Annotated in this window: 25 protein-coding genes and 1 pseudogene; 9 read left to right on the plus strand and 17 right to left on the minus strand. The window is 70.2% G+C overall.

The features are described from left to right. The first annotated feature begins 153 nt into the window (after nt 1-153). Nucleotides 154-1095 (plus strand): glycerophosphodiester phosphodiesterase, encoded by a 942-nt coding sequence (locus tag ACGFIS_RS14935; RefSeq protein WP_392909843.1) that lies wholly within the window; start codon nt 154-156, stop codon nt 1093-1095. 58 nt (nt 1096-1153) lie between these two features. Here ACGFIS_RS14935 and ACGFIS_RS14940 read toward each other — a convergent pair whose 3' ends face one another. Further along, nucleotides 1154-2059: a LysR family transcriptional regulator gene (locus ACGFIS_RS14940; RefSeq protein ID WP_392909845.1), complete on the minus strand. Its 906-nt coding sequence runs from the start codon at nt 2057-2059 to the stop codon at nt 1154-1156. A 203-nt stretch (nt 2060-2262) separates the two neighbouring features. On the opposite strand from ACGFIS_RS14940, the gene ACGFIS_RS14945 reads away from it, so the two are divergent. Then, nucleotides 2263-3567 carry a sensor histidine kinase gene (locus ACGFIS_RS14945; RefSeq protein WP_392971122.1) on the plus strand — a complete coding sequence of 435 codons (1305 nt, stop codon included), beginning with the start codon at nt 2263-2265 and terminating at the stop codon, nt 3565-3567. 214 nt (nt 3568-3781) lie between these two features. Here the strand turns inward: ACGFIS_RS14945 and ACGFIS_RS14950 are convergent, their stop codons facing one another. Beyond that, nucleotides 3782-5281 (minus strand): cyclic nucleotide-binding domain-containing protein, encoded by a 1500-nt coding sequence (locus tag ACGFIS_RS14950; RefSeq protein WP_392971125.1) that lies wholly within the window; start codon nt 5279-5281, stop codon nt 3782-3784. 838 nt (nt 5282-6119) lie between these two features. Here ACGFIS_RS14950 and ACGFIS_RS14955 point away from each other — a divergent pair. The 3 genes from ACGFIS_RS14955 to ACGFIS_RS14965 all read left to right on the plus strand — a co-directional run bounded on the left by ACGFIS_RS14955 (nt 6120) and on the right by ACGFIS_RS14965 (nt 9193). Next, nucleotides 6120-6992, plus strand: coding sequence for a helix-turn-helix domain-containing protein (locus tag ACGFIS_RS14955; RefSeq protein ID WP_392909851.1), 873 nt, complete (start codon nt 6120-6122; stop codon nt 6990-6992). 263 nt (nt 6993-7255) lie between these two features. Further along, nucleotides 7256-7465 carry a DUF397 domain-containing protein gene (locus ACGFIS_RS14960; protein ID WP_392909853.1) on the plus strand — a complete coding sequence of 70 codons (210 nt, stop codon included), beginning with the start codon at nt 7256-7258 and terminating at the stop codon, nt 7463-7465. 318 nt (nt 7466-7783) lie between these two features. Continuing rightward, complete coding sequence (locus ACGFIS_RS14965) at nt 7784-9193, plus strand: carotenoid oxygenase family protein (RefSeq protein ID WP_392909855.1); 1410 nt, start codon at nt 7784-7786, stop codon at nt 9191-9193. A 144-nt stretch (nt 9194-9337) separates the two neighbouring features. Here the strand turns inward: ACGFIS_RS14965 and ACGFIS_RS14970 are convergent. Next, a pseudogene (locus ACGFIS_RS14970) lies at nt 9338-10603 on the minus strand (right-handed parallel beta-helix repeat-containing protein); the annotation flags it as partial. Between ACGFIS_RS14970 and ACGFIS_RS14975 the strand changes: the two are divergent. Continuing rightward, the gene (locus ACGFIS_RS14975; RefSeq protein WP_392909857.1) at nt 10506-10775 is read left to right on the plus strand and encodes a hypothetical protein; all 270 of its coding nucleotides are present in this window, start codon (nt 10506-10508) and stop codon (nt 10773-10775) included. The pseudogene ACGFIS_RS14970 and the gene ACGFIS_RS14975 sit on opposite strands and share 98 nt — an antisense overlap. A gap of 179 nt (nt 10776-10954) precedes the next feature. Here ACGFIS_RS14975 and ACGFIS_RS14980 read toward each other — a convergent pair whose 3' ends face one another. The 9 genes from ACGFIS_RS14980 to ACGFIS_RS15020 form a co-directional block, all read right to left on the minus strand. Further along, nucleotides 10955-11587 (minus strand): alpha-ketoglutarate-dependent dioxygenase AlkB, encoded by a 633-nt coding sequence (locus ACGFIS_RS14980; protein WP_392909859.1) that lies wholly within the window; start codon nt 11585-11587, stop codon nt 10955-10957. A gap of 54 nt (nt 11588-11641) precedes the next feature. Then, the gene (locus tag ACGFIS_RS14985; RefSeq protein WP_392971127.1) at nt 11642-13600 is read right to left on the minus strand and encodes an ABC1 kinase family protein; all 1959 of its coding nucleotides are present in this window, start codon (nt 13598-13600) and stop codon (nt 11642-11644) included. Between the two features lie 129 nt (nt 13601-13729). Next, entirely contained in the window at nt 13730-14557 is an 828-nt protein-coding gene (locus tag ACGFIS_RS14990; protein ID WP_392909863.1) for a helix-turn-helix domain-containing protein, read from the minus strand. Nucleotides 14558-14791: 234 nt separating this feature from the next. Then, nucleotides 14792-15829: an XRE family transcriptional regulator gene (locus ACGFIS_RS14995; protein ID WP_392909865.1), complete on the minus strand. Its 1038-nt coding sequence runs from the start codon at nt 15827-15829 to the stop codon at nt 14792-14794. A gap of 16 nt (nt 15830-15845) precedes the next feature. Beyond that, nucleotides 15846-16493, minus strand: a complete 648-nt coding sequence (locus ACGFIS_RS15000) for a hypothetical protein (RefSeq protein WP_392971129.1) — start codon at nt 16491-16493, stop codon at nt 15846-15848. A 28-nt stretch (nt 16494-16521) separates the two neighbouring features. Further along, nucleotides 16522-16752: a hypothetical protein gene (locus tag ACGFIS_RS15005; protein ID WP_392971132.1), complete on the minus strand. Its 231-nt coding sequence runs from the start codon at nt 16750-16752 to the stop codon at nt 16522-16524. A 116-nt stretch (nt 16753-16868) separates the two neighbouring features. Then, on the minus strand, nt 16869-17066 hold the full coding sequence (locus ACGFIS_RS15010) for a ferredoxin (protein ID WP_392971135.1): 198 nt from the start codon (nt 17064-17066) through the stop codon (nt 16869-16871). Nucleotides 17067-17068: 2 nt separating this feature from the next. Then, nucleotides 17069-17959: a pyridoxamine 5'-phosphate oxidase family protein gene (locus ACGFIS_RS15015; RefSeq protein ID WP_392909871.1), complete on the minus strand. Its 891-nt coding sequence runs from the start codon at nt 17957-17959 to the stop codon at nt 17069-17071. Between the two features lie 67 nt (nt 17960-18026). Then, nucleotides 18027-18512: a VOC family protein gene (locus ACGFIS_RS15020; protein ID WP_392971138.1), complete on the minus strand. Its 486-nt coding sequence runs from the start codon at nt 18510-18512 to the stop codon at nt 18027-18029. A 144-nt stretch (nt 18513-18656) separates the two neighbouring features. Here ACGFIS_RS15020 and ACGFIS_RS15025 point away from each other — a divergent pair, with 144 nt between their 5' ends. Continuing rightward, nucleotides 18657-19241: a CGNR zinc finger domain-containing protein gene (locus tag ACGFIS_RS15025; protein WP_392971141.1), complete on the plus strand. Its 585-nt coding sequence runs from the start codon at nt 18657-18659 to the stop codon at nt 19239-19241. A 66-nt stretch (nt 19242-19307) separates the two neighbouring features. Here ACGFIS_RS15025 and ACGFIS_RS15030 read toward each other — a convergent pair whose 3' ends face one another. Further along, entirely contained in the window at nt 19308-19775 is a 468-nt protein-coding gene (locus tag ACGFIS_RS15030) for a nuclear transport factor 2 family protein (protein WP_392909877.1), read from the minus strand. Between the two features lie 95 nt (nt 19776-19870). Here ACGFIS_RS15030 and ACGFIS_RS15035 point away from each other — a divergent pair, with 95 nt between their 5' ends. Further along, nucleotides 19871-20443, plus strand: a complete 573-nt coding sequence (locus ACGFIS_RS15035; protein WP_392971144.1) for a TetR/AcrR family transcriptional regulator — start codon at nt 19871-19873, stop codon at nt 20441-20443. Between the two features lie 96 nt (nt 20444-20539). Here the strand turns inward: ACGFIS_RS15035 and ACGFIS_RS15040 are convergent, their stop codons facing one another. From ACGFIS_RS15040 to ACGFIS_RS15050, 3 genes are read right to left on the minus strand one after another with little or no spacing between them, the layout of a single operon-like run. Continuing rightward, nucleotides 20540-20968, minus strand: a complete 429-nt coding sequence (locus ACGFIS_RS15040; protein ID WP_392909881.1) for a YybH family protein — start codon at nt 20966-20968, stop codon at nt 20540-20542. Beyond that, complete coding sequence (locus ACGFIS_RS15045; protein WP_392971147.1) at nt 20965-21408, minus strand: SRPBCC family protein; 444 nt, start codon at nt 21406-21408, stop codon at nt 20965-20967. The genes ACGFIS_RS15040 and ACGFIS_RS15045 overlap by 4 nt, the downstream gene beginning before the upstream one ends. Next, on the minus strand, nt 21405-21749 hold the full coding sequence (locus ACGFIS_RS15050) for an ArsR/SmtB family transcription factor (protein WP_392971150.1): 345 nt from the start codon (nt 21747-21749) through the stop codon (nt 21405-21407). Before ACGFIS_RS15050 ends, ACGFIS_RS15045 begins: the two co-directional genes overlap by 4 nt. Nucleotides 21750-21901: 152 nt before the next feature. Here ACGFIS_RS15050 and ACGFIS_RS15055 point away from each other — a divergent pair, with 152 nt between their 5' ends. Next, complete coding sequence (locus ACGFIS_RS15055) at nt 21902-22063, plus strand: hypothetical protein (RefSeq protein ID WP_392971153.1); 162 nt, start codon at nt 21902-21904, stop codon at nt 22061-22063. A gap of 128 nt (nt 22064-22191) precedes the next feature. On the opposite strand, the gene ACGFIS_RS15060 is transcribed toward ACGFIS_RS15055, so the two are convergent. Then, entirely contained in the window at nt 22192-22680 is a 489-nt protein-coding gene (locus ACGFIS_RS15060; RefSeq protein ID WP_392909887.1) for a MarR family winged helix-turn-helix transcriptional regulator, read from the minus strand. Between the last annotated feature and the right edge of the window lie 9 nt (nt 22681-22689).

Below are 22689 nucleotides of genomic sequence, written 5' to 3' on the forward strand. Positions count from 1 at the left end.
GTTCTGATCAAAGGACCGTGTCCGCGCGGGTGTCACGCGGCGCCGATGCGTATCGTCAGCGGCTGTACACGGTCTGCTACTGGCTCGTAACTCCGGTGTCACCGGACGGTCCGAGGGTTGGGGCGGACACGCCTCAGCTCCCGGAAGGTGACCATGCATCGACGTACCCGTATCGCGCTCATCGCCGTCACGGCATCGACGGCGATCGTCGTGCCAGCCACGTCCGCCGCCGCGGATCCCGATCCGGTACCGGCGCAGGAAGCGGGTGCGCCCGAGCCGCGCCCGCGTGTGAACGCCGCGCCGGACGACGGGATCACGAATGTGGCCCACCGCGGGGCGTCCGCGTACGCGCCGGAGAACACGCTCGCCGGCGTCAGGCTGGCCAAGGCGCAGCGCGCGGACGTGTTCGAGATCGACGTCCAGGAATCCAAGGACCACAAGCTGGTCCTGATGCACGACACCACGCTCGCCCGGACGACGAACGTCGAGAAGGTGTACCCGGACCGGTCGCCCTGGAAGGTCTCCGACTTCACTCTCGCCGAGATCAAGAAGCTGGACGCGGGTTCCTGGTTCGCGAAGAAGTACAAGGGGGAACGCGTCCCGACGCTGGCCCAGGTGCTCAGGACCATGCGCGGACAGGGCCTCGGGATGCTGCTGGAGATCAAGAGCCCGGCGCTCTACCCGGGCATCGAGAAGCGCATCGCCGCCTCGCTGAAGCGTTCGCCGTCCTGGCTGCGGCGCGACGCGAGCGAGCGCCGGCTGGCCGTCCAGTCGTTCGACTGGGAGTCCGTGCGCCGCTTCCACTCCTTGATGCCCAGGGTGCCGACGGGGCTGCTCGGTACACCGGAGGTCAAGGATCTGCGCAAGCTGGCGTCCTACGCCGATCAGATCAATCCCACGTTCGGTGACCTGACCGCGTCCTACGTCAGGAAGGTGCACGCGGCGCGCATGGACGTGCTCACCTGGACGGTGGACGACCGCGGGCAGATGAGGAAGGCCGTCGAGCTCGGCGTGGACGGGATCATCACCAACAGGCCGGACGTGCTCCGCCGCGTCCTCCGGGAGTCCGCCGCGCGCTCGGCGGCGGCGGCCTGACCACGATTCCCCCGGCCGGCGGCGGCGCCCGATCGACGTGGCGCCCGGATCACCGTGATCAAGGGGCCGGCTGGCCGGGGGGTGCGGGGAGGTGCTCGCGGGCTCGGCTGATCAGGGCGCGGGCGGCCGGGCCGCGCGGGCCCTCGGTTCGCCAGGCGAGCGCGATCCGCCCGGTCAGCCGGGGCCGGACGATCGGCATCGCGTGCAGGTCGCCGGGCAGGTCCCGGGCGGCGGACTCGGGCAGGACGGCGACGCCGAGACCGTGCGCGGCGAGTTGTGCCAGCACGGGTGGTTCGCCGGCCTCGAACGCGATGCGCGGGCTGAGGCCGGCGTCCGCGCAGGCCTCGTCCAGGACGGCCCGCAGCCCGGTGCCCTTCGGCAGGCTGACGAGGTCCTCGCCGGCGAGGGCCCGCAGCGGGATCGTGGACCGCCGCGCCAGCGGATGACCGCGCCCGGCGGCGGCGACGAGGTGCTCCTCGATGACGACCTGGGTCGCGATGCCCTCGGGTGGTTCGCCGCCGAGGCTGAGGAACGCGAGATCGACCCGTCCGTCCCGCAGCGCCGCGGTCAGCGTCGCGGCGTCGTCCTGAATGACCGTGATTTCCACATCCGGATGGTCTTGGTGGAAATCGGACAACATGCCGGGTAGGTCCAGGGACTGAATCCAGTCGATCGTGCCGATCGTGACGTGCCCGCGCAGCAGCCCCGTCAACTCGTCCACCGACCGCCGCGCGCCCTCGACCGCCGCGAGCGCCGCCCGCGCGTAGGGGAGGACCGCCGCGCCGACCTCCGTCAGCCGGACCGTCCGCCCGGACCGGTCGAGCAACGGCTGCCCCAGTTCCCGTTCCAGTTGCCGGATCTGTGCGCTCACCCCCGGCTGGGCGACGTGCAGCCGCTCCGCCGCCCGGGTGAAGCCGGCCTCTTCCGTCACCGCCACGAAGTACTCAAGCTGGCGCAGCTCCATAACCAGTGATTCTAACAATGGGCTTGTCCAGCGCTAGAGCTTCTGTCGATCCCCCATGGCGGCCGCAACGCGGTGAATGATTTCTTTGTCCTCTCTTGGGTGCATCGCTGCTGCTCAGAGGACTGATCTCGGTCTGGGCGGTGATTACCTCACCTGCGGGAGGTTGGGTGAGCGGACGGCGCACATGGTCCATACGGGTGCGGATGACCGTTATTGCCGGGACGGTCGCCGCGCTGATCTGCGCGATCCTGAGCGCATTGATCGTCGTCGGGGTCCGTGGCCGTGCGGAGGACTTCGAACGGAACGAGGCGGCCGCCTCCGCGCTGCGGCTCGCCTACGAGGTCGACCGGAGGGGCGTGCGGGGCGGGGTCATCGCCCCGGACGACGTCGTCCTGCAACTGCTGGACGACCGGCGCGTCGTGATCGCCGGTACCGAGGATGCGCTGGACGGGCCGCCGATCGCCCGCTTCCGCCCGGCGGAGACGAAGATCTACTCCGCCCGGGTGCTCTGCCCGCCGCCGGGGCTCGACCACTGCATGTGGGTGCTCGCACTCCGCGTCTACAGACATGGCGGAGACTGGGTCGTCTACGCGGCCACCCCCACCATTCCCTGGTATGTCAGCCCCGGCCTCCTGATGTTCCTGACCAGCATGTCCCTGCTGGTCACGCTGCTGGTCTGCCTGCGGGCCTGGGGGACGGTCGACCGCACCCTCGCCCGCGTGGACGCGATCCGCGCCGAGCTGGCGGAGATCACCGCGAGCAGGTCGGGCCGCCGGGTGACGGTGCCGAAGAACCAGGATGAGATCAGATGGCTCGCGGAGGCCGTGAACGCGACCCTCGACCGCCTCGACAGCGCCCTGGCGAGGCAGCGCACCTTCACGTCGGACGCGTCCCACGACCTGCGCAGCCCCATCACCGCCGCCCGCGCCCAGATCGAGGAGGCGCTGCTCTTTCCCGACGAGGTCGACTGGCCGCAGACCGGCCGGGCCGTCCTGCAGAGCCTCGAACGGCTGCAGGCGATCGTGATCGACCTGCTGCAGCTCGCCCGCCTGGACGCCGCGGCCTGGCAGGGCGCCGAGCCGGTCGACCTCGGCGCCCTCGTCACCATCGAGGTCGCGAGATCCGACCGCACCAAACGGATCGTCCCGCACCTCCAGGAGGGCGTGGTGGTGTGCGGTGACCGGCTCCGGCTCGTCCGGCTGCTGACGAACCTGCTGGACAACGCCGAACGCCACGCCGACACGCGGGTCGACATCACCGTGCGCCGCGAGGGCGACACCGCCGTCCTCGAAGTCCAGGACGACGGCGCCGGCGTCGCCGAGGAGGACCGGGAGCTCGTCTTCCAGCGCTTCGCCCGCCTTGAGGCCGGCAAGGAGCGCGACGCCGGCGGAACCGGCCTCGGCCTTCCCATCGCCCGTGAGATCGCGAGACTCCACGACGGGGGGCTCACCATCGAGGACAGCGACCGCGGCGCCCGGTTCGTCCTGCGCATCCCCGCTGTGCCCTGAAGATCAACGACCACTCCACAAGGGCGCCGGCGCGGGGGCGAGGTAACCCGGGACTCGGACGAGACACAGACGAGACGAGTGGCACGGCCGGACGCACGTGAGAGCAGGAGCCGCGGAGGGCGGTGGGACGCGGAAACCCCGCGGTGCGTCCTGCACGCGGGGTCGTGAGGGGGTGTGGGCCCGCGCGGGGACGGGCCGGCGTGGGTGCTGGGGGTCAGACGGCCGACTGGGCGGGCACGCCGCGCATGTGGATCCAGCCTTCCGTCTTCAGCTTCTTCACCCGGCAGCTGATGGGCTCGTACTCGGCGGGGTTCACGTGGCCGGCGCTTTGGGTGATGACGGATTCGTAGACGAACTGCGACGCGATGAAGCCGATGTCGGCGCGGGTCGCGGCGAGCCGGTCCTTGAGGGGACGCGCGTCCAGGAGCCGGGCGGTGTGGATGAGGGCCCAGCCGTTGACGCCGGGCGGGTCGGGCATCACGGGCCCGACGTCCACGGCCACCCTGAGCTGGATGCGGACGGCGGCGCTCGACCGCTGGTTGTGGCGGCGCAGCCGCACGGCGAGGGCGGTGAGCATGGGGTCGATGACGGCGGCCGTCGGCACCTCGGGAGGGACGACGATCAACGCGCCGTCGCCGCGGTCCTCGGTGTGGCAGGCGTCCCAGGGGACCCGCGACTCCTCGAACGCCTCGCGCAGGACGGCGTACATGGCGCGCCGCATGTCGAGGCGGTCAGCGTCGTTGCGGTGGGACGCGCTGAAGCCGGCGATGTCGCTGTAGACGATCGTGCAGTTCTGGCCCGCCAAGGACGGTACGGGCGGTCCGGGCGGGGTGATCGCCATGGGCTGCGTCGCCTGTGCATGGGACGGGGCACGGGTGACCGGAACCGGGCGGGCAGGCCATGGCCCGCCGGCCGGCACTGGCCGCGGCATGTGGGCGGACCTTCCTGCGGCTGCGGGGTATGGGACGGGACCCACCGGTGGGTTGCCCCACGGTGTCGGCCCGGTCGCGTAGGTCTGCCCTGCGGTCCCGTGGTGCCGTGTTCCGCCCGCGTAGGGGTTGTGTGCTGCGATCGCGTAGCCGGGCCGCGTTCCGGCCGGATAGGGCGGCTGGGGTTCGTGGTGTGCGGCGTGGGCGTACGGCGACGGCGTCTGCGGCGGGACGCCCGTCTGCTGCTCGGTCAGACGGTCGTACACCTCGCGTTCCATGATGGCGACCACGCGGGGGTGGTCGCTCAGGTACGTGACGAACTGCTGCGTGGTCATGCGCAGGCCGTGGACGGTCTCCATGGCGACGATGGTCGCCGAGCGCCGGCGCAGCAGCAGGGCGGCGCGTTCACCGACGATGTCGCCGGGACCGCGGAAGGCGATGATCCGCTCGTGTCCGCCGCGTTGCACGGACACCCTGATCGAGCCCGAGCAGATGATGACGGCCTGGTCGGCGGCCTGGCCCTCGAACCAGAGCACCGTGCCGACCGGGTAGACGATCTCCTCGGCGCACGCGAGGAGCGCGGCCCGCTCGATCTCGGTGAGCGAGTCCCAGAACCCTTGCCGCGGCGGCGGTGGCGGTGCGACGGGCTGGAGCTGGCGCGGGCAATCGGTGTCCCGGCACAGGGCCTCGGCGGTGTCGTGGATCTGCGGAGGCTGGACGTCTTCATGGGGGCCTGTCTCGGACGGGACCTGGTCGGGGTTGTGCTGGCGGGTGTAATCGTCCATCAGCACACCTGCCTGATGCCCGGACGGACGGCGAACGGTGGGTTTGCGGGGTGGTCGCCAAAGGTCGGGGGGTGGATCTTCTGGCTTGCCATATCGAGAACCCCATGCCTCGAATCGCGTCTTCGATGCCGTCCGTCCAGCTGTCGGGGATTGCCCGGCATTGGCCGCCCGGGGGGCCCGAAGTCGCTTTCACCTATAGCCCGCACCGCGTGACCGCGGTTAGACTGGGTGAGTCCGCAGGGAACGTTTTGGCAGGTCAACCCCGGATCTCGCTGCTTTTTCGCAGAGGTCCGGTGACGATCGGTCAGCACATTCTCACGCGGGCCCGAGGAGTCGCTCTCCGCTTTCCATCGATCGTTTTGGCTCGCAACCGGTGATCGGCGGGAAGCGGTGAGCGACTCTTTTGTCTTTTCTGGCTGTGCCGAAATATCGGTGTTCCGTGGCGACCTCCCCGTTCGGCGCGTCCGCCTTCGGTCCCTCGTTCGCCGGCGGCGTACGCGGCCCGTGCCCGCCGGTGGGAGATCTCGGACGGGGGGACGCGCTCGTCCGTCCGAGATCTCACTCTGCGTCAAGGTCGTGCCAGTGCAGATGTAGCAGTGCGCCTGGTAGCAAGATGGAGCCTGCTGTTTGCTACATAGCACAATACAACATAGTCTACAGTCATGCAGCACTCTGGAAGCTTCAGGTGAGAGTTTTAGGCGATATGACGGGTCTCGACCTGGGGGTGTGGGTTTGCGTGGCCAGGGCAGATGGCACTCTGCCGGAGCCCACCATGCAATATGACGCCATGACAGATTGCATGCAGATAGGTGGCACCGACTACGCAGAGTGAGAACAGATGACCAGTGATCAGGGGCCGATCGTCCAGAGCGCCCTGCTGCGCGGCGAGCTCGTCCGCCTGCGCAAGGAGAAGAGGCTGACGCAGGAGCACGTGGCGCGCCAGCTTGAGTGGTCACCGTCAAAGCTCATCAGGGTCGAGGGCGGCAAGAACGCCATCACCCGCACTGACCTGCAGGCCCTGCTCAGGGTCTACGGCGTCACCTCGGAAGCGCGCCAGGAGCGGCTGCAGGCACTGGCCCGCGGGGCGCGTGAGCCCGCCTGGTGGAACGTCTACAAGGGGGAGCTCGATCCCGGCTTCCTCAACTACGTGGCGTACGCCGCGGGCGCGGCCTACATCCGGCAGTTCCACCCGACGGTCGTCCCCGGGCTGATGCAGACATCCGAGTACGCAGAAGTGCTCTCCACGGGCAAGACGTCCGAACAAGCCAAAGCCCTCGCGGTCAAGGTGCGCATCCAGCGGCAGGAGGAACTCGCCAAGCGGCAGAACCCGCCACGCCAGCGCTACATCATCGATGAGGCGGTCATACGCCGCCATGTCGGGATCATGGTCGATCCGGGGATCATGCCCGCCCAGCTCCACCACATCGCGGACTCCGCCGAGCGCGATGATCTGCTCACCGTCCGGGTCATCCCGTTCAGCGCGGGCGCGCACCTCGGCCTCGACGGGCCGTTCAGCCTTCTGGAGTTCGAGGGCGACCTCGGGGACGTCCTCTATCTGGAGGGCCGGCCCGGCACGAGCGTGATGCACTCCGGCGACGACGAGAAGATCCCCGAGTACCGTGACACGTTCGAGATCCTTCTGGAACAGGCGCTGCCGCCCGACGAGTCGATCGCGCTGATCCGGCAGGCCGCCGAGGACCTCATGGCCTGACTCCAGGACCGCAACCCGACGACCCGACTCCCAGCGGAGGTGACAGCCGCATCTGGCACCCACAAGGCGAGTGGCCCTCATAACGCAGTGTGATCTTGTGATCCGGTTGTATGCGGAATTACTAGAACCGTTTACACTCATGACCGGGAATTAGCCACAAGGTCGTGGTTCGTCGTGCCCTGCTTGGTGCTCGCCGGGCGGGTGTTCTTGTCCGATCGGTTGACGGGACGGCACCCGCCGGCAATGGATGGAGGGGTTGCTGGATGGTGGACCGGTCGACACGAGAGACGTCGCTGTACTGGCGCAAGAGCAGCGCGAGCAGTCCTACGGATTGCGTGGAAGTGGCGGTGATGGGCCCGTCGGTGCTGGTCCGTGACTCGCATGATCACTCTACCGGTGCCCTCGCACTCGATTCCGCTCAGTGGAATGCGCTGGTGGACGCGATCCAGAACGGGCAACTGGACGGCCGCTGAGTCACGCGACTCATTTATCATGCCAACCCCGAAAATTGTCGAACACAACGATATCCCGAAGCATTGACTGGCGACTCTTGACAAAACTGCGAATGACGAGCCGACTCCGGGGATCCTGAATAATCCCTGAATCCGCGCTGAACCGCCCCTGGCAGCTCCCCGAGGGCCGACGGGGCGGCAGCAGCGCACCTCCGCCCGCCCCGCCCGCTGGTACGTCGGGGCAGGGGCAGACGAGTAGTCGTTAGGCGTTGAACTACGGGTGGCCGGTGTGGCAGCCTGCCGTCACCGGGACCGCCGACCTCCGGACGAGGAGTCACCGTGGACATCGACGCGTGGCATCGGAGCTACGAGGCCCTCGACGAGGAGCACGACTACGACGTCGGCGAGATCGACGGCAGGCTCCCGGAGGGCCTGGCCGGGACGCTCTACCGGAACGGCCCGGGGCGCTGGCAGGTGGGCGAGAGCCTCCTCGACCACATCTTCGACGGCGACGGCATGCTGTCGATGTTCGCGTTCCCCGGCGACGGCCGGATCCGCTACCGCAACCGGTACGTCCGGACGAGGCACTACCGGTACGGGCAGCGCAAGGGACGGGTGGGGCTGCGCGGGCTCGGCACCCAGCGCCGGGGCGGCCGTCTCGGCAACATGTTCCGCCCGCCCGCGAACGTCGCCAACACCGGCGTGGTCCTGCACGGCGGCCAGCTCCTCGCGCTCTGGGAGGGCGGCCGCCCGTTCCGCCTCGACCCCGACAGCCTGGACACCATCGGCGAGCATTCGTTCGGCGGACGGCTGAAGGTGGCGTCGGCGTTCTCGGCGCACCCGTCCCGCTGCACCGTGACCGGCGAGCTGTTCAACTTCGGGATGGATTTCACGCGGGCCCGCAGCCTGCGCTGCTACCGGGTCGACCCGGCCGGGGTGCTGCACCACATGCCGCGCGTCTCCCTCCCGTACACGCCGTGGAACCACGACTTCGCGCTCACCCGCCGGCATCTCGTCTTCGTCGTCAACCCGGTCATCCCGAAGGCCGCGCCGATCCTGCTGGGGAGCGGGTCGATCGCCGACGGCCTCACCTACGAGCCGCACCGGCCGACGTGCTTCACCCTCGTCCCCCGGGACGGCGGCAAGGCACGGGTCATCGAGCATGAGGCGCTGCTCGGGTTCCACTTCGTCAACGCCTTCGAGGACGGCGACGACACCGTCATCGAGTTCGTCCGCTTCGCCGACTGGGACCAGGTCGCGACACGGTTCCGCGACTTCCGCACCAGTGACTTCCCGTGGGGGGACGCGCTGATGCGCTACCGCGTCACACCGTCCGGGAAGGTCGAGGGGCAGGAGGTGTGCGCGATGCCGATGGAGTTGCCGCACGCCGACGTCCGGCAGGCGGGCCGCCCGCACCGGTACACCTACTTCGCGGGACGGACGGAGGCGAGCACGGGCATCCATGCCTACGACCACACGACCGGGCGCCGCACCGTCCACGAGCTTCCCCCGGGTCACGGCTTCGGCGAGCCGGTGTTCGTGCCGCGCGCGCCCGCCGCCGCGGAGGGCGACGGATGGCTGATGACCCTCGCCTACGACCCGGACACCCACCGCTCCCGCCTGCTCATCCTGGACGCCCGCGACGTCGAGGCCGAGCCCGTCGCCGTCGCACACCTGCGCCACCACATCCCCATGGGCTTCCACGGTTCCTTCACTGACCGCGTCGCCACCCCGCCCGCCGGCACGTGAGTCAGCAGCGGAACGGGAGGTGATCCACAGGCTCAGTTCCTCACCGGACGGCAGTTCCGGCAGGTCGGCGAACCGCTGCGCCTGCCGCTCCACCGCCGCCTCGAACGCCCCGGTCGTCTTCAGCGCCGTCCCGCCGACGTTCTCCGACACCAGGTCGGCGCGGCTCACCTCGACGACCTGGCCGTTCTCGACCACGCCGAGCGCCGCGAGGATCCGCCCGTACAGGCGTGCGACGGTCGTCTTGCCCGTCCCCGGCGGCCCCGCGAACACCATGTGCCGCCCGATCGACGGTCCGGGCGGCAGCCCCGCCAGACGACGCTGCTCGGCGACCTTCTGCAGGTTCGTCAGCTTCCTGATCTCGCGTTTCACCCCGGCGAGGCCGATCATCGCGTCCAGTTCGGCGAGCAGCGCGTCCGCCGTCGCGCCCGCCGGCTCTTCCGGCACCGCACGGGCCTTGGCGGGGCCCGTGTCCATGGCCGTCGCCGGTTCCTTGACCTGCGCGGTCCCGCCCGACTCCGCCTCGACGTCGAGGACGTCGGGGGCGGCGTTCCGCTCGCTGGTCACGCCTTCCATGTGGACGCGCGCGGAAACGTACGCGAACACGCCCGCGCGCCCGTTGTCCGTGACCGTGCAGTCGCGCAGGGACAGCTCGGAGCGGGGGTCCGCGCTCACCCCGAACAGCGCACTGCCGGTGACGGCCGTGCCCTCGATCGTCCCGGACCCGCCCTCGGCGACGGCGATGCCGATCTCCTGCGCGCCGTCCACCCGCCCGCGCACGAACGTGGCGCGCCCCTTGCCGCCGACGAACACGCCGTTCTTGGCCGCGCCGATGACCTCGCAGTCCTCGAAGACCCCGGAGCCCTCCTCGACGGCGACGCCGCTGCGGCGCGCCGACTCCGCACGGATGCGCCGCCCCGTCAGCGTCCCGCCGGCGGTCACCCACACGGCCTCCATGGCCGCGTCCGTGATCAGGCAGTCCCCGGCCACCGCGGTCGCGTTGTCCCGGACGACCAGCGAGCACCGCTGCGACCCGTGCATCGCCGAGTTGCGGATCGCGGCGTCCGCCCGGTCGTCGACCAGCACCGCGGCGGCCCCGGCGTCCTTGATCGTGCACTGCTCGATCAGCGGCCTGGACCCCTCGGTCACCCAGATGCCGCTGCCGCCCGGCTCCTCGATCCGGCACGACCGGACGGTCACGGCACTGCCCTTGCGGAGAGCGATCGCGTTGCCGTCCGGCCCCGACACATCGGTGGCCTCCATGATCCCGGACGCGGCGGCGTAGACGACGGCGCCGTCCTGGACCCGGCAGTTCTTGAGCGCGAGCCGGGCGCCGCCCCAGCCGCGCACCGCCACCGTCTCGGCGCGGCTCACGAACTGGCACTGCTCCACCAGGACGCTGCCCTCGGACACGTCCAGCGCGGCGCCCTCCGCGCTCCAGTTCCGGACGATGAGGCCCTGCAGCGTCACGTTGCCGGTGAGTTCGATCGTCGCGTCGGTCGCGCCGTCCAGCGTGACCGAACCCGGCCCGCCGACGGCCGTCAGCACGAAATCGCCGGAGCTGCGGAACCCCGTGTTCGGGTAGTGCCCGGGTTCGACCAGGATGTGCCGGCCGGGCGGCCCGTACGGCGGGCTCGGCGCCCACAGCGCGTCCAGGACCGTCCGATACGCCCCCGGGGAGGTTTGTGACACGACCAGACGAAGCAAACGGGCCTCCTCATGAAATCACCGTCATCGTGCCATGAGGGGCCCCGCCCGGCGGAGTCAGCGGACTCCGCGAGGCCTGAACTGGACGCTGATCCGCGGCCCGGCCACGCGGGCGCTCTTCGGGATCGCGTGCTCCCACGTGCGCTGGCAGCTTCCGCCCATCACGATGAGGTCGCCGTGCCCGAGTTCGTGGCGGATCGTCCGGCCGCCGCCCGTCTCGCCGCCGCCGCGGGGACGCAGCAGCAGGCTCCGCGGCGTCCCGAGCGACAGGATCGCGACCATCGTGTCCTGCTCGGCGCCGCGCCCGAACCTGTCGCCGTGCCAGGCCACGCTGTCGCGGCCGTCCCGGTACAGGCAGAGACCCGCCGTGCGGAACGGCTCCCCGAGTTCGGCGGCGTAGTGGGCGTCGAGCGCCGCCTTCGCCTCGTCCAGGACGGGATCGGGGAGCGGCTCGCCCTCGTCGTAGAACGCCAGCAGACGCGGCACGTCCACGACCTTGTCGTACATGTGGCGCCTCTCCGCACGCCACGGGACGGACGTGTGCAGCCGCTCGAACAGCGCGTCCGCCCCCGGGATCCAGGCGGGCAGGACGTCCACCCAGGCGCCGTGGGCCAGCCGCGTCCGCCGCGCGGAACCCAGCGGACGCGGACCGCGCTCGTCCGTGTCGTCCAGCAGCGACCCTTGGAACATGCCCCCACTCTAACCCGCAAGTCAAACGTATGTTCGATCATCTCGCGGGCGGTTTCAGCGGCGGAAGATCACCGCCAGGACGCGCAGGGACAGGACGCTGCAGACCACCAGCCCGCAGTACCCGAAGAACTGGTACAGGGACACGGCCGGGGTCATGACCGGGCCGCCCTTCAGGCCGAGCAGCAGAACGGCCATCACCCCGGCCGTCGAGGCGAGGATCGTCAGCAGCACCTGCTGGAGCAGCCCGGTGACCGTCCGCCGGTCGCCCTCGTCGGCGAACAGCCGGATGTTCAACGTCAGCCGGCCGACCTCGGCGGCCGCGGTGATGCGGTCCAGGCGGCGGGGCAGGCGGCGCAGCATCGGCAGCAGCCCCATGAGTTCGTCGGCCGCCGCCTCCTGGAGGGACGCGGGACGGAGCCGTTCCCGCAAATACGTCTCCCCGAACTCCTGCGCCTCGTTGACGATGCCGAAGCCGGGCGCCAGGTCGGTCAGGCCGCCCTCCAATGTCGCCAGCGCCCGGAACACCGCCGCGATCTCCGCGGGGACCGCCAGTTCGTACCGCGCGACCAGCCGGAACAGGTCGGTGAACATCGCCATGTCCGGGGCGCACCCCGCGCCGAGATGCCGCGTCATGAACGCGCCCAGAGCACGGGCGAGGCCCTGTTCGTCCAGTTCGTCCGGACGGGCGACGACCTCCAGGAAGGCGTCCGTCACCGCGACCGCGTCACCGCGGTTCATGGCGAGGAGCATGCGCTGGAGGCAGCCGCGCAGTTCGGTGTCCAGGCGCCCGACCGAACCGAAGTCGATCAGCCCGAGGCGGCCGTCGTCGAGCAGCATGATGTTGCCGGGATGCGGGTCCGCGTGGAACACGCCGTCCAGGACGATCTGGCGCAGCACCGTGTCGAGGAGGGTGTGCGCCAGCTTCGTCCGGTCCATCCCCTGGCGGTCGATGCGCGGACCGGCCTTGCCGAGCGCGACGCCGTCGAGGCGCTGCATCACCAGGATCCGGCCGGTGCACAGGTCGTCGTACGGGTGAGGGATGACGACGTCCGACCCGCGTGCGGTCGCGGTCGCCGCCACCGACGCCATGTTGCGCGCCTCCACCCGGAAGTCCAGCTCCTCGCGCAGCGCGGCCGCGAACCCGTCGGCGAGGTCGACGACGCCGAACGCCTTCGCCCAGCCGGCGCGGCCCTGCAGCGTCCGTGCGAGGCGGGCGACGATGTCGAGGTCGCGCTCCACCACCGACCGGATGCCCGGCCGCTGGATCTTGACCACGACGTCCTCCCCTGAGCGCAGCGTGGCCGTGTGCACCTGCGCGACCGACGCGGCCGCCAGCGGGGTGCGGTCGAAGGCGGCGAAGACGTCTTCGGGCGGGGCGCCCAGTTCCTCCTGGATCACCCTCTCGATCTCCGGCCACGGGACGGGTGCGGCGCGGTCCTGCAGCCGCCCGAGCTCCGACACGAACTCGGGCGGCAGGACGTCCCGCCGCGTCGACATCACCTGACCGAGCTTCACGAACGCGACGCCCGCCTGTTCGAGGGCCTGCGTCAGCTCGCGTGCGAGCCGTTCGCGTCCCTCCGGGGACGTCGGACGGGCACGTCCGCGCAGGTAGGGGCCGAGGCCGTGGCGCAGGAAGATGAACGTGATCCGCCAGTAGCGCCGGGTGCGCGCCATCCGCGACCGGACGCCGCCGAACCAGTAGAGCGGCGACGGGACCGACCCGGTCGGGACGAACGCCTCCCAGAGCACCAGCACGGTCATCGAGACGAGAAGGGCGCACGCGAATCCGAGGCAGACGAACCACAGCATCGGGGTCACCTGCTGGCGCTCGCCCAGGTCGCCGATCAGCGAGCGGATGATCGGATGCGCCACGCCCTGCCCGACCGCTCCCGCCGCGATCGTCCGGAAGAGGGAGAACCGGACGTTGAGGAGGCGCCGCGCCCCGTACGCCATGACCCACGTGTTGAGGATCGTCCCGACCACGAACGCGACAACCGTCGCCGAAGTATCCAAAGCCGCCCACCACCTGCTGAATCGCTTGATCGTCGCAGGCGACGGTAACGAGCGGCCCGCACGCCCGGCCTCCCGCCGCCGGGGGAGCCCCTCACCCCGGTGGGGGACTTCGGGCGGGTGCCCCGGACGTCAGAAGTCGTTCAGGAGGTCCTTCAGGAAGGTGGTGCTGCGGGCGGGAGGAAAGGCGCGGATCGCGAGCAGGTCCATGATCTCCTGGTAGCGGTCCGCCTCCTGCCCCTCCGGGTAGCGGGCGCCGGTGAGCTGTTCGAGGTAGACGACGTCGTCGAGATCGTGCTCCGCGAACCGGACGATCGTGATCGGGCCGCCGAGCGCGACATGGCCGCCCGCGGAGAACGGCAGGACCTGCACCTTCACGTTGGGCATGGACTCCGACACCGTGATCAGGTGCTCGATCTGGGCGCGCATCGTCTCGGGCCCGCCGATCGGCCTGCGCAGCGCCGCCTCGTCGAGGATCGTCCACAGCCGCGCCGGGGCGACCGGCCGGTGCAGGATCGCCTGCCTGGTCATCCGCAGGGTGAGGCGCCGGTCGAGTCCTTCGTAGGCCGCGGCGTGGTGCTCCAGGCCGATGATGGCCCGCGCGTACTCGGGGGTCTGCAGCAGGCCGGGGACGTACTGCACCTCGTAGCCGCGGATCGTCGCCGCCGACTGCTCCAGGCCCAGGTACTGCTCGAACCAGCTCGGCACCAGGTCGCCGTAACCGTGCCACCAGCCGGGCTTCTTCGCCTCCCGCACGAGCTCCAGGAGGCTTTCGCGCTCGTCGGGGTCGTGGACCCCGTACAGGTCGAGGAGGTCGAGGACGTCGCGCACCTTGAACCCGTGGCGTCCGAGTTCGAGCCGGCTCATCTTGGACGCCGACCCGCGGATGGCCTCCCCCGCCTCCGCCCGCCCGATTCCCCTGTCCTCACGCATCCGCCGCAGCCGCGCGCCGATCTGCATGCGAAGGGCGGTCGGACTCGAGCCGGCCTGCCGATGGTCCAGCACAAGATCTCCAGCATCTCCGTAAGGTCCCGGCAACCATCGGAGGGTCTCACAGGCAATGGCGGGCGCGCAGGAAACCTTCGGACAGAGATATGTCACTGCAGGCCGCCTTTACAAAAGGTCGCATTGTGTTAAATGACCCGAGGGACCGTTCCAAAAAGTGGCGTCGCCGTTCGACGGGGCCGGGCGGGGTCACCGCCGCGAAACCAGTAGGTCGAGGTCCGCACTCGTCACGCGCGCCAGTTCCGCGACCCGGTCCCGGCCGGTTCCGGCCTGCCCCACGACCTCGATCGCCCGCGTCAGCATCGTCGGCTGTTCAAGGGGCCTCGCCGGCCCGGGCTCGTGCCGCCGCCAGCCCCGCGAGCTCATCGCGCTCATCGCGTTGCGGTACACGGTCTCCGTCATGATCCCGAGTGTGCGCGCCCGGTAGAGCAGTGCCGCGATGCTGACGCCCCAGACCGCCTTCAGTTCGCCCAGCCGTTCCCAGTCGGCCTTCGCCGGCAATTCGGCGGCGATGTCGGCCTCCGGCATCAGGAATTCCGCCGCGAACCTGTGCGCCTGGTCCTCGACGACCTTCTCCCCGGGCTCGGCGTCGGCGTGCATCACCAAATGCCCCAGCTCATGGGCCGCGTCGAACCGGTTGCGCCAATAATCACCCTTTGCTGGATTGAAGAAGACCATCGGCCTCGGATGAATCCCCACACTGAACGCGTCGACCCGCCTCGCCGCCTCCGGCAGCACGAGGACGATCACTCCCCGGGCCTCCAGCAACCGGACGACATGTGCCACCGGCCCGGGCTGCTCCACCAGCGACTTCCTGGTCAGCCGCGCCGCCTCGACGGGGCCGCCTCCGGCGATCTCGTCCGGCGACACCGGGTACTCGGGCAGGTCCACCTCGGGGAAGTCGACGAGGTCTTCGAGGACGGCGACGACGTCCGTGGCGATCCGGCCGTACGCGAGCGCCTGGTCTCGCTCGATCTGACTCGTCGACCGCAACGACCGGAAATGGGCACCGTCCATGGAGACCGGGCTCCGCCCGGCCTGGAAGAACTCGACGGGAACTCCGAGCGCGATGGCCAGGCGTTTCATCGTCGGCTCCTCGGGCCGCTGCACCCCCGCCTCGTACTGCCCGATCGCTTTCGGCGTCGTCCCCACGGCCTGCGCGAGCTGGTTCTTGCGCATCCCCCGGAGCCGCCGGGCAAGCGTCAGCCGCTCGCAGTCGAACAGCACCCTGCGCCACCCTTTGCTAGGCCGTCTTCGTCTCCCCGCGAAGCCGCACAGGGACGTCTTCGTGCTCGTCCCAGAGCGGCATGGTCCGCTCGACGAGCTTACGACGTGGATCGGGCCCGATGCCGTCGTCCAGCTGTTTCACCCAGTGCCACGCGGTACCGCCGTCGGCGTTCCACCTGGGTCGGCCCAGGAAGAGCTCAAGCTCCAGGGGTTCCTCGCTAGCGCTGTGCGCAAGAACCAGCGTGACGACCCCGGGCGTGTCGTGGGCTTCGAGCCCGAGCGGCAGGGTCAGCTGCGGGTCCTCGATGTAGCCCTGCCGTGCCACGGCCTGCTTCGTGGGGCTGTCCCTGTCCCAGCGGATCCCTTTGACGTTCCCGAATTCGTGCCTCTTCAGGAGGACGCGGTACGGCCCGTACCGCCATCCGGGCGAGCCGTTCAGATCGTCCCGGACGACCTGCTTCGCCAGGTCGCCCTTGCCGAACACGCGGTCGAGGTGGCTTTCCAGCAACTCGAACGCGCCGACCCCGTACGTCCGCTCCTTGAAGCCCGCCGCGCGGCTCAACCCTCCGAACAGGGCCAGCGTCGCGTCACGGTGAGCCTCCCGCACACCGTGCAGGAAGCCCGCCGCCAAGAGCTCGTCCCACGCAACCCGGTCCTCAGCCACCCTCCGACGATAACCGCGGGCACCGACACTATGAGCAGCCCTCGAACTGCGGCACTTCCCCGACCAGCCTGAGGCCGCTGGGCCCGAACCATTTCCGCAGCAGCTCGCCGGCCGTCCCGTCCTGGTACATGGTGGTGACGGCCCGGTTCACCGCCTCGCATCCGTCGATGTCGCCCTTCCGCATCCCGACGCCGTAGCGCTCGTCGGTGAACGGCGAATTGAGGATCTCCAGATCCGGCGCCGAGAACCCGGCCGGCACCAGGGGTGATCGAGTAGGACGCCAGCCCGAGGTCGACGACGCGGTCGTTCAAGGCCGGAACTCACTTACCGGCCCGGCCCGGCCCGGGCCGCCCGCCGCCGTTATCTCCGGGGTCGTCAGGGGGCCGCCGTCCCGAGCCGGATCGCCTGGACGGGGCAGACACGTGCCGCCCGGCGGACGGCGTCGTCGTGCCGGGCGTCGGGTGAGGGGTCGTAGCGGAGTTCGTCGTCATCGTCGAGCTCGAAGACCTCGGGCGCCGCGAAGACGCACTGGGCGTGGATCTCGCAGACGGTCCGGTCGACGTCGATCTGCATGGTCATGTTCCTCTCGCGGGCGGGTTGAACCGGGACGGCTTCTCCAGCCGCCACCGCAGAGCGACGCGGTGGTCGAGCTGGATCACGCGGTCGATGTCGAAGTCGACGAAACGCTGCGCTCCCGGGCGGCGGGCGGCTCTGTCCGGGTCCCAGTCGACGGCGGCGGTTCCGGTCAGGTGCAGGGTGCGTCCGGCCGTCCAGTCGATGAACAGCAGGGAGGCCCGGGGATCCAGCAGGAGATTCCCGAACGTCATGTACATCGAGTTGCCGACGTAGTCCGGCCAGCTGACGCGATGCGGGTCGACGTCGAGGAACCCGGGGCTGCCGCCGCGGTGGGACGCGTCCGCGCCGAGGCCGGGGGCACCGGTCCCGACGAAGAACGTGTCGGCCTCGCGGAGCCAGGCGAGCTGCGCGTCGTCGAGGGCCGCGCCCTCCGTCCGCGCCGGGGTTCCGGACGGTTCCACCGTGTCGGCGCGGCGGGTCTGGATGTACTTCGGGCAGTTCGAGTAGACCTGGTGGGCGTGCACCAGCAGTCCGCCGTCCGCCTGGTGCGCCCGCCCGTTGATGCGCATGCGGCGGCGTGTCTCGGGTTCGATGGCGAGCATGCCGATCTCGGCGGGGGCGGTGAACGCCCCGGCGAGCGGATCGAGTCCGGGGAGGCCGGCATCGATGCGGAGCGTCGACTCGTCCGGGATTCCGATGAACCCCGGCTCGCCCGCCAGGAGCGTGGTCCACGGCGTGCCCTCGTGCTCGGCCGTCACGACGATCATTCGCTGAGCCGTCAGGAACTGCCGGGCCACGTCGGGGATCGTGTCCCCGACGGCGGCGCTGCCGTGCGCGTCCGCGTGCACGCCGGCGTGTTGCTGGACGTCCACTTCGCCTGGATGGAACATCCGGTTCTCCTTTCCGGGAAGGGCCCGGGGCGCGCGGCCCCGGGCCCGATGGGCTTCAATGCGGGGATCAGAAGAAGCCGCAGGTGGGCGCGTCCTTGACGGGGGCGCTGTCGCCGTCGACGCCTCGGGGTGTGTAGATCTCGAGCCGGACCCCGTCGGGGTCGGTGAAGAAGACGCCCCCCGAGCCCGCGCCCTCGGCGTGGGCGACGATGCCGTCGTAGGCGAACTCGACCCCGAGCGTCTTGAGCGTCTCCTCGGCCCGTCGCACGTCGTCGATGGTCGGGACCTCGAACGACAGGTGGTGCAGCCCGGACAGCCCGGTGTCGAAGCCGCCTCCGGCCTGCTGCCACAGGGCGACGCTCACGCGGCCGTCCTTGCCCAGGAGCGCGAACTTCCGTTCGGCGTCCGAGCGGGCGATGACGTCGAAGTCGAACAGCTTCTCGTAGAACTCCGTCGACCGGCTCAGGTCCGTCACGTTCAGCGCGACATGGCCCGTCTTCAGCGGCGGGTTGCTCATGGTCCCCTCCAGGTCGGCATGCGCCTCGTCACCCACGGCGGATGACTCTAATGTTTAGAAAGCAGCTTGCCATTAGGTGCAGAGTAGAGGTTCGACTAATGCAATGCAAGCCCTGATACATTAGGAAGCGGCCGGTGGGGCCTCGGGCCGCGCCGGGATCGACCGCGAGGAGGAGGGACCATGGCGTCCGACGACGTGCCCGACCTGTACCCCTCCGAGCCGCGGCCGGTGCGCCTGATGAACACGATCTGGGCGGACAAGGCCGGGACGCACGACGCCCTGGCGACGGTCGGGCAACTGGACCGGTGGGTGCGGCAATGCGGGATCCCGGCCACCGGCCCGCTGGGTGAGGACGACCTGTTGCGGGCCCGGGAACTGCGCGATGCGCTGCGCCGGCTGGCCGCGACCGCGGTGAACGACGAACGTCCCGCCGCCGTGGACGCGGGTCAGGCGGTCGAACACGCCCTGGCGACGCTGAACGGCTTCACCTCGCAGAGCACCCCCGAGCTGAGGTGGGACGGCGAACGGGGGTTCCACCGGGACTGGCGGTTCGGCGTCGACGGGTTCGGACGCGAACTCGCCGCCCTGGCACTCGAAGCCGGGGAACTGCTGTCCGAGGGGCCGGAGGTCCGGCTCGGCGCCTGCTACGGGCCCGGCTGCGTGCTCTACTTCTACCGTTCGCACCCGCGGCGCGGCTGGTGCTCGGCGGGCTGCGGCAACCGGGCCAGGGTCGCGCGCCACTATCGGCGCCACGCCAACGGCTGAGCGAACGACCCGCCCCCGCAGCCGACGGCGGGGGCGGGCGTGCGGGGACGGCGGAGCCGCAGGCTCCTACTGAAGCGGGATGACCTTCCCGTGCTCGCTTTCCGGACGCGTGCCATGGATACGCCGGTCGGCTTCGTCGATCGGCAGATCGTTGATGCTCGCTTCGCGGCGCCGCATCAGCCCGCGCTCGTCGAACTCCCACAGTTCGTTGCCGTAGCTGCGCCACCACTGACCGTCGTGGTCGTGCCATTCGTACTGGAAGCGGACGGCGATCCGGTTCCCGCGAAATCCCCACAGGCTCTTGCGCAGCGCGTAGTCGAGTTCGCGTTCCCACTTCGACTCCAGGAAGCCGATGATCTCCTCGCGGCCGGTGACGAACACGTCCCGGTTCCGCCAGACCGAGTCGGGGGTGTAGGCCAGCGCCACCCGCCGCGGGTCGCGGGTGTTCCACGCGTCCTCGGCCGCCTGGACCTTCTGCAGGGCGGTCTCCTCGGTGAACGGCGGGTAGGGCGGACGATCTTCTGCTCCGGACATGTCTGCACTCTCCTTATGTTGAGAACGCCCGTTCTCGACCGGGCTCGCCCTAAGATAGGGAACGGTCGTTCTCAAGGTCAAGCGGAGGAGGCGCCATGCCGGCGGCGATCACCGAGGAGCAGACCGCCCTGGACCGGGACGCGCTGCTGGACGTCGCGGAGAACCTCTTCTACCGGCGGGGAATCCAGGCGGTCGGCATGGACGAGCTGCGGACCGTGTCCGGTCTGCCCCTCAAGCGCATCTACCGGATCTTCCCGACGAAGGAGGCCCTCGTCGTCGCGATGCTGGAACGCCGCGACCGCCGATGGCGAGGAAGCCTGGCAGCCTACCTGGACCAGGTGTCCGACCCCCGGGAACGCGTCCTCGCGATGTTCGACTGGCTCGGCGACTGGTTCACCGAACCCGGATTCCGCGGGTGTGCATGGGCCAACGCCCACGGTGAACTCGGGTCGTCGTCCTCTGCGGTCGCGGCCGAAGTGCGCTCGCACAAGCAGGCGTTCCATGACCAGGTCGCCGAACTGGTCGCCCCCGTCGACGCCCGTGTCACCGAACCCGTCTACCTGCTGGCCGAGGGGGCCATCGTGGTGGCGGGAATCCATGGCGGCACCGCGGCGGCCCGCCATGCCCGCCTGGGCGCCGAAGCACTCCTGCCCGCCACGCCTCAGTGATTTCGTCCCTGTGGTGGACGGTGACCTGCAGGCCGGTCTCGGCCCCAGAGACGACCGGTTCGGCCAGGATTTCCTCGACCCTGTGCTGGAGGGTTGTTAGAGCTCACCGCGCAGTACGGCGTGGCCGGTGTCGGCGTCGAAGGGCACCGACGCGTGCTCGTGAACGATCGTCCAGGCGCCGTCCTGCCGGCGGAGGCAACTCGTCGCCCGCACCCACATGCCGACCTCGGTGCCGTCCCGCATCGTGCCGCTGATCCGGACGAGGAAGTGGCAGAACGCGATATCGGCTCCGGCGGTGATCTCCAGGTCGCGGATCTCGTGCCCGATCCCGGTCCGGTACGACGCGATCCACCCTTCCAACCGGGCGGCCGGGTCCTCGCCGCGGCGGACGAACGGGCCGACCGCGTCGTACAGCACGAGGTCGTCGTCGTAGCCGGCGGCCGCGGTGGCGGCGTCCCGGCGGCCGAACGCCCGGGTGCGGGCCTCCAGCAGCTCGCGGATCTGCCGCTCGCCGTCCGCCGTCATCGCTGGGCCACCTGGCGGCCGAGGGCGTCCAGCCAGTCGCCGGTGCCCTGCTCGCGCCACTCGGGCTGTTCCCGGTCGTCCAGGAAGGTGCCCTGTTCGGTGAGCACCAGGCGGGTCCCGTCGCCGTCGCGGGCGAACTGCACGGTGGTCAGCGACACGGTCGACAGGACCCCGTCGGCGAACAAGGCCGTGGTGTAGACGATGCGCTCGTCGGCGACGATGTCGTGGTACTCGCTCCTCGCGACGAGGTCGACCCCGTCGCCGCCGTGCACGGCCTCGGTGCCGCCGACCCGGAAGTCCAGCGAGTAGCGTCCGTCCTCGGCGGCGAACCACTTCGCCTTCGTGTCCCGGTCGGACCAGGCCGCGAAGACCTCGGCGGGCGAGGCCGCGTAGGTCCGCTCCAGCGTGAACGTGCTGTGTTTCACCGAATGATCGGTCATGATCCTTGCTCCTTCGCTTGGTCGTCGAGGACCGCTTCGAGGCGGTCCAGGCGGTGCTCCCACGCCGTGCGCTGGCGCTGCAACCACGCCTCGGCGTTGCGGAGTCCGGCCGGATCGAGCTGGCAGGTGCGTACCCGTCCGACCTTCTCCGACCGCACCAGCTCGCTGTCCTGCAGCACCCGGAGGTGCTGGACGGTCGCGGCGACGGTAACCCCGAGGTGGGCGGCCAGCTCGCTCACGGTGGCCGGGCCGCCGGTCAGGCGCTCGATCACCGCCCGCCGGTTCGCGTCCGCGAGCGCGTGAAACGCCCGGTCCGCGGCCTCCGCCTCATACTTAAGCATGCACTTAACTTTATTCGCCGAGCTCGCAAAGTCAAGTGGAGACTTAAGTTTCTGATCCAGCCGGTGGCGGGCGCCGACCGGCGGGACCGACCTTGACCGAACGGACGGGTGCCTCACGGCCGACGAGTGTCCGTGACGTTGCGGACGGTCCTATGGAGGCCGGCCAGCTCACCGAGATCGAGGCACTCACCGCCCACGGCGTCTACCCGTCCGGCACCCCCCAGGTTCATCCCCTGGCCGAAGGGCCCAATGTGCTGCGGCAACTCGAAGCCGCCCAGATGCACGGCAAGCACGCCCTCGACCCCTGGAGCTAGGAACCACCCGTGACTCACCGCAATGCCCCGCTGTCCTCGGGGGCGCCTTCGCCTCGTCCAACGCCGCCACGCGATGGCGCCTCGCTCATGCCTGAGGGGCGGCAGGCGGGGGAGAAGGGTCCGTCCGTTCAGTCCCGGCCGGCCGGAGGCGCCGCCGTGTCGGGGGACGTGCTGATGCGTGTGGTCTGGTCCTCCTGGACCTCCCGGGCGGTTTGGAGGAAGTCGAGGATGGTGGCGAGTTGGTCCTGGTCGTAGCGCCGTAGCGCCTGCGCGCCCGCATGTCCGACGGGCAGGTAGATCTCCTCTTCCACTTTCCGTGCGGCGCCGGTGGCCTCCACCAGTACGCGCCGCCGGTTGGCGGCGTCCCGGGAGCGCAGGACGTAGCCGGCGCGTTCGAGGCGGTCGATGACGGTGGTGGTGGCCGCCGGGCTGAGCTTGAGCGCTGTGGCGATCTGTCCCGCCGACAGCGGCCCGCCGCCCAGGACGACGTCCAGGCAGCGCAGGTCGGTGCGGTTGAGCTTGAGGCGGGCCGCGACGGCCTCGTCGAAGGCGTCAAAGCTCTGCTGGAGCAGTCGGAACTGCATCGCGATCTGCTCCGCCGATCCATCTTTCGACATTCGAATCTT

The sequence above is a fragment of the Spirillospora sp. NPDC048824 genome (assembly GCF_043198455.1).
In the GTDB taxonomy this organism is placed as follows: Bacteria; Actinomycetota; Actinomycetes; order Streptosporangiales; family Streptosporangiaceae; genus Spirillospora.

Bases quoted from the DNA above. Each gene is read 5' to 3' on its own strand.
- ACGFIS_RS15055 (WP_392971153.1), top strand. From the start codon at position 21,902: ATGGAGGCCGGCCAGCTCACCGAGATCGAGGCACTCACCGCCCACGGC.
- ACGFIS_RS15010 (WP_392971135.1), bottom strand. From the start codon at position 17,066: ATGCAGATCGACGTCGACCGGACCGTCTGCGAGATCCACGCCCAGTGC.
- ACGFIS_RS15040 (WP_392909881.1), bottom strand. From the start codon at position 20,968: ATGACGGCGGACGGCGAGCGGCAGATCCGCGAGCTGCTGGAGGCCCGC.
- ACGFIS_RS14950 (WP_392971125.1), bottom strand. From the start codon at position 5,281: ATGGACGATTACACCCGCCAGCACAACCCCGACCAGGTCCCGTCCGAG.
- ACGFIS_RS15050 (WP_392971150.1), bottom strand. From the start codon at position 21,749: ATGCTTAAGTATGAGGCGGAGGCCGCGGACCGGGCGTTTCACGCGCTC.
- ACGFIS_RS14980 (WP_392909859.1), bottom strand. From the start codon at position 11,587: ATGTTCCAAGGGTCGCTGCTGGACGACACGGACGAGCGCGGTCCGCGT.
- ACGFIS_RS14990 (WP_392909863.1), bottom strand. From the start codon at position 14,557: ATGCAGATCGGCGCGCGGCTGCGGCGGATGCGTGAGGACAGGGGAATC.
- ACGFIS_RS14935 (WP_392909843.1), top strand. From the start codon at position 154: ATGCATCGACGTACCCGTATCGCGCTCATCGCCGTCACGGCATCGACG.
- ACGFIS_RS15030 (WP_392909877.1), bottom strand. From the start codon at position 19,775: ATGTCCGGAGCAGAAGATCGTCCGCCCTACCCGCCGTTCACCGAGGAG.
- ACGFIS_RS15025 (WP_392971141.1), top strand. From the start codon at position 18,657: ATGGCGTCCGACGACGTGCCCGACCTGTACCCCTCCGAGCCGCGGCCG.
- ACGFIS_RS14945 (WP_392971122.1), top strand. From the start codon at position 2,263: ATGACCGTTATTGCCGGGACGGTCGCCGCGCTGATCTGCGCGATCCTG.
- ACGFIS_RS15035 (WP_392971144.1), top strand. From the start codon at position 19,871: ATGCCGGCGGCGATCACCGAGGAGCAGACCGCCCTGGACCGGGACGCG.
- ACGFIS_RS15045 (WP_392971147.1), bottom strand. From the start codon at position 21,408: ATGACCGATCATTCGGTGAAACACAGCACGTTCACGCTGGAGCGGACC.
- ACGFIS_RS14955 (WP_392909851.1), top strand. From the start codon at position 6,120: ATGACCAGTGATCAGGGGCCGATCGTCCAGAGCGCCCTGCTGCGCGGC.
- ACGFIS_RS15060 (WP_392909887.1), bottom strand. From the start codon at position 22,680: ATGTCGAAAGATGGATCGGCGGAGCAGATCGCGATGCAGTTCCGACTG.
- ACGFIS_RS15015 (WP_392909871.1), bottom strand. From the start codon at position 17,959: ATGTTCCATCCAGGCGAAGTGGACGTCCAGCAACACGCCGGCGTGCAC.
- ACGFIS_RS14940 (WP_392909845.1), bottom strand. From the start codon at position 2,059: ATGGAGCTGCGCCAGCTTGAGTACTTCGTGGCGGTGACGGAAGAGGCC.
- ACGFIS_RS14960 (WP_392909853.1), top strand. From the start codon at position 7,256: ATGGTGGACCGGTCGACACGAGAGACGTCGCTGTACTGGCGCAAGAGC.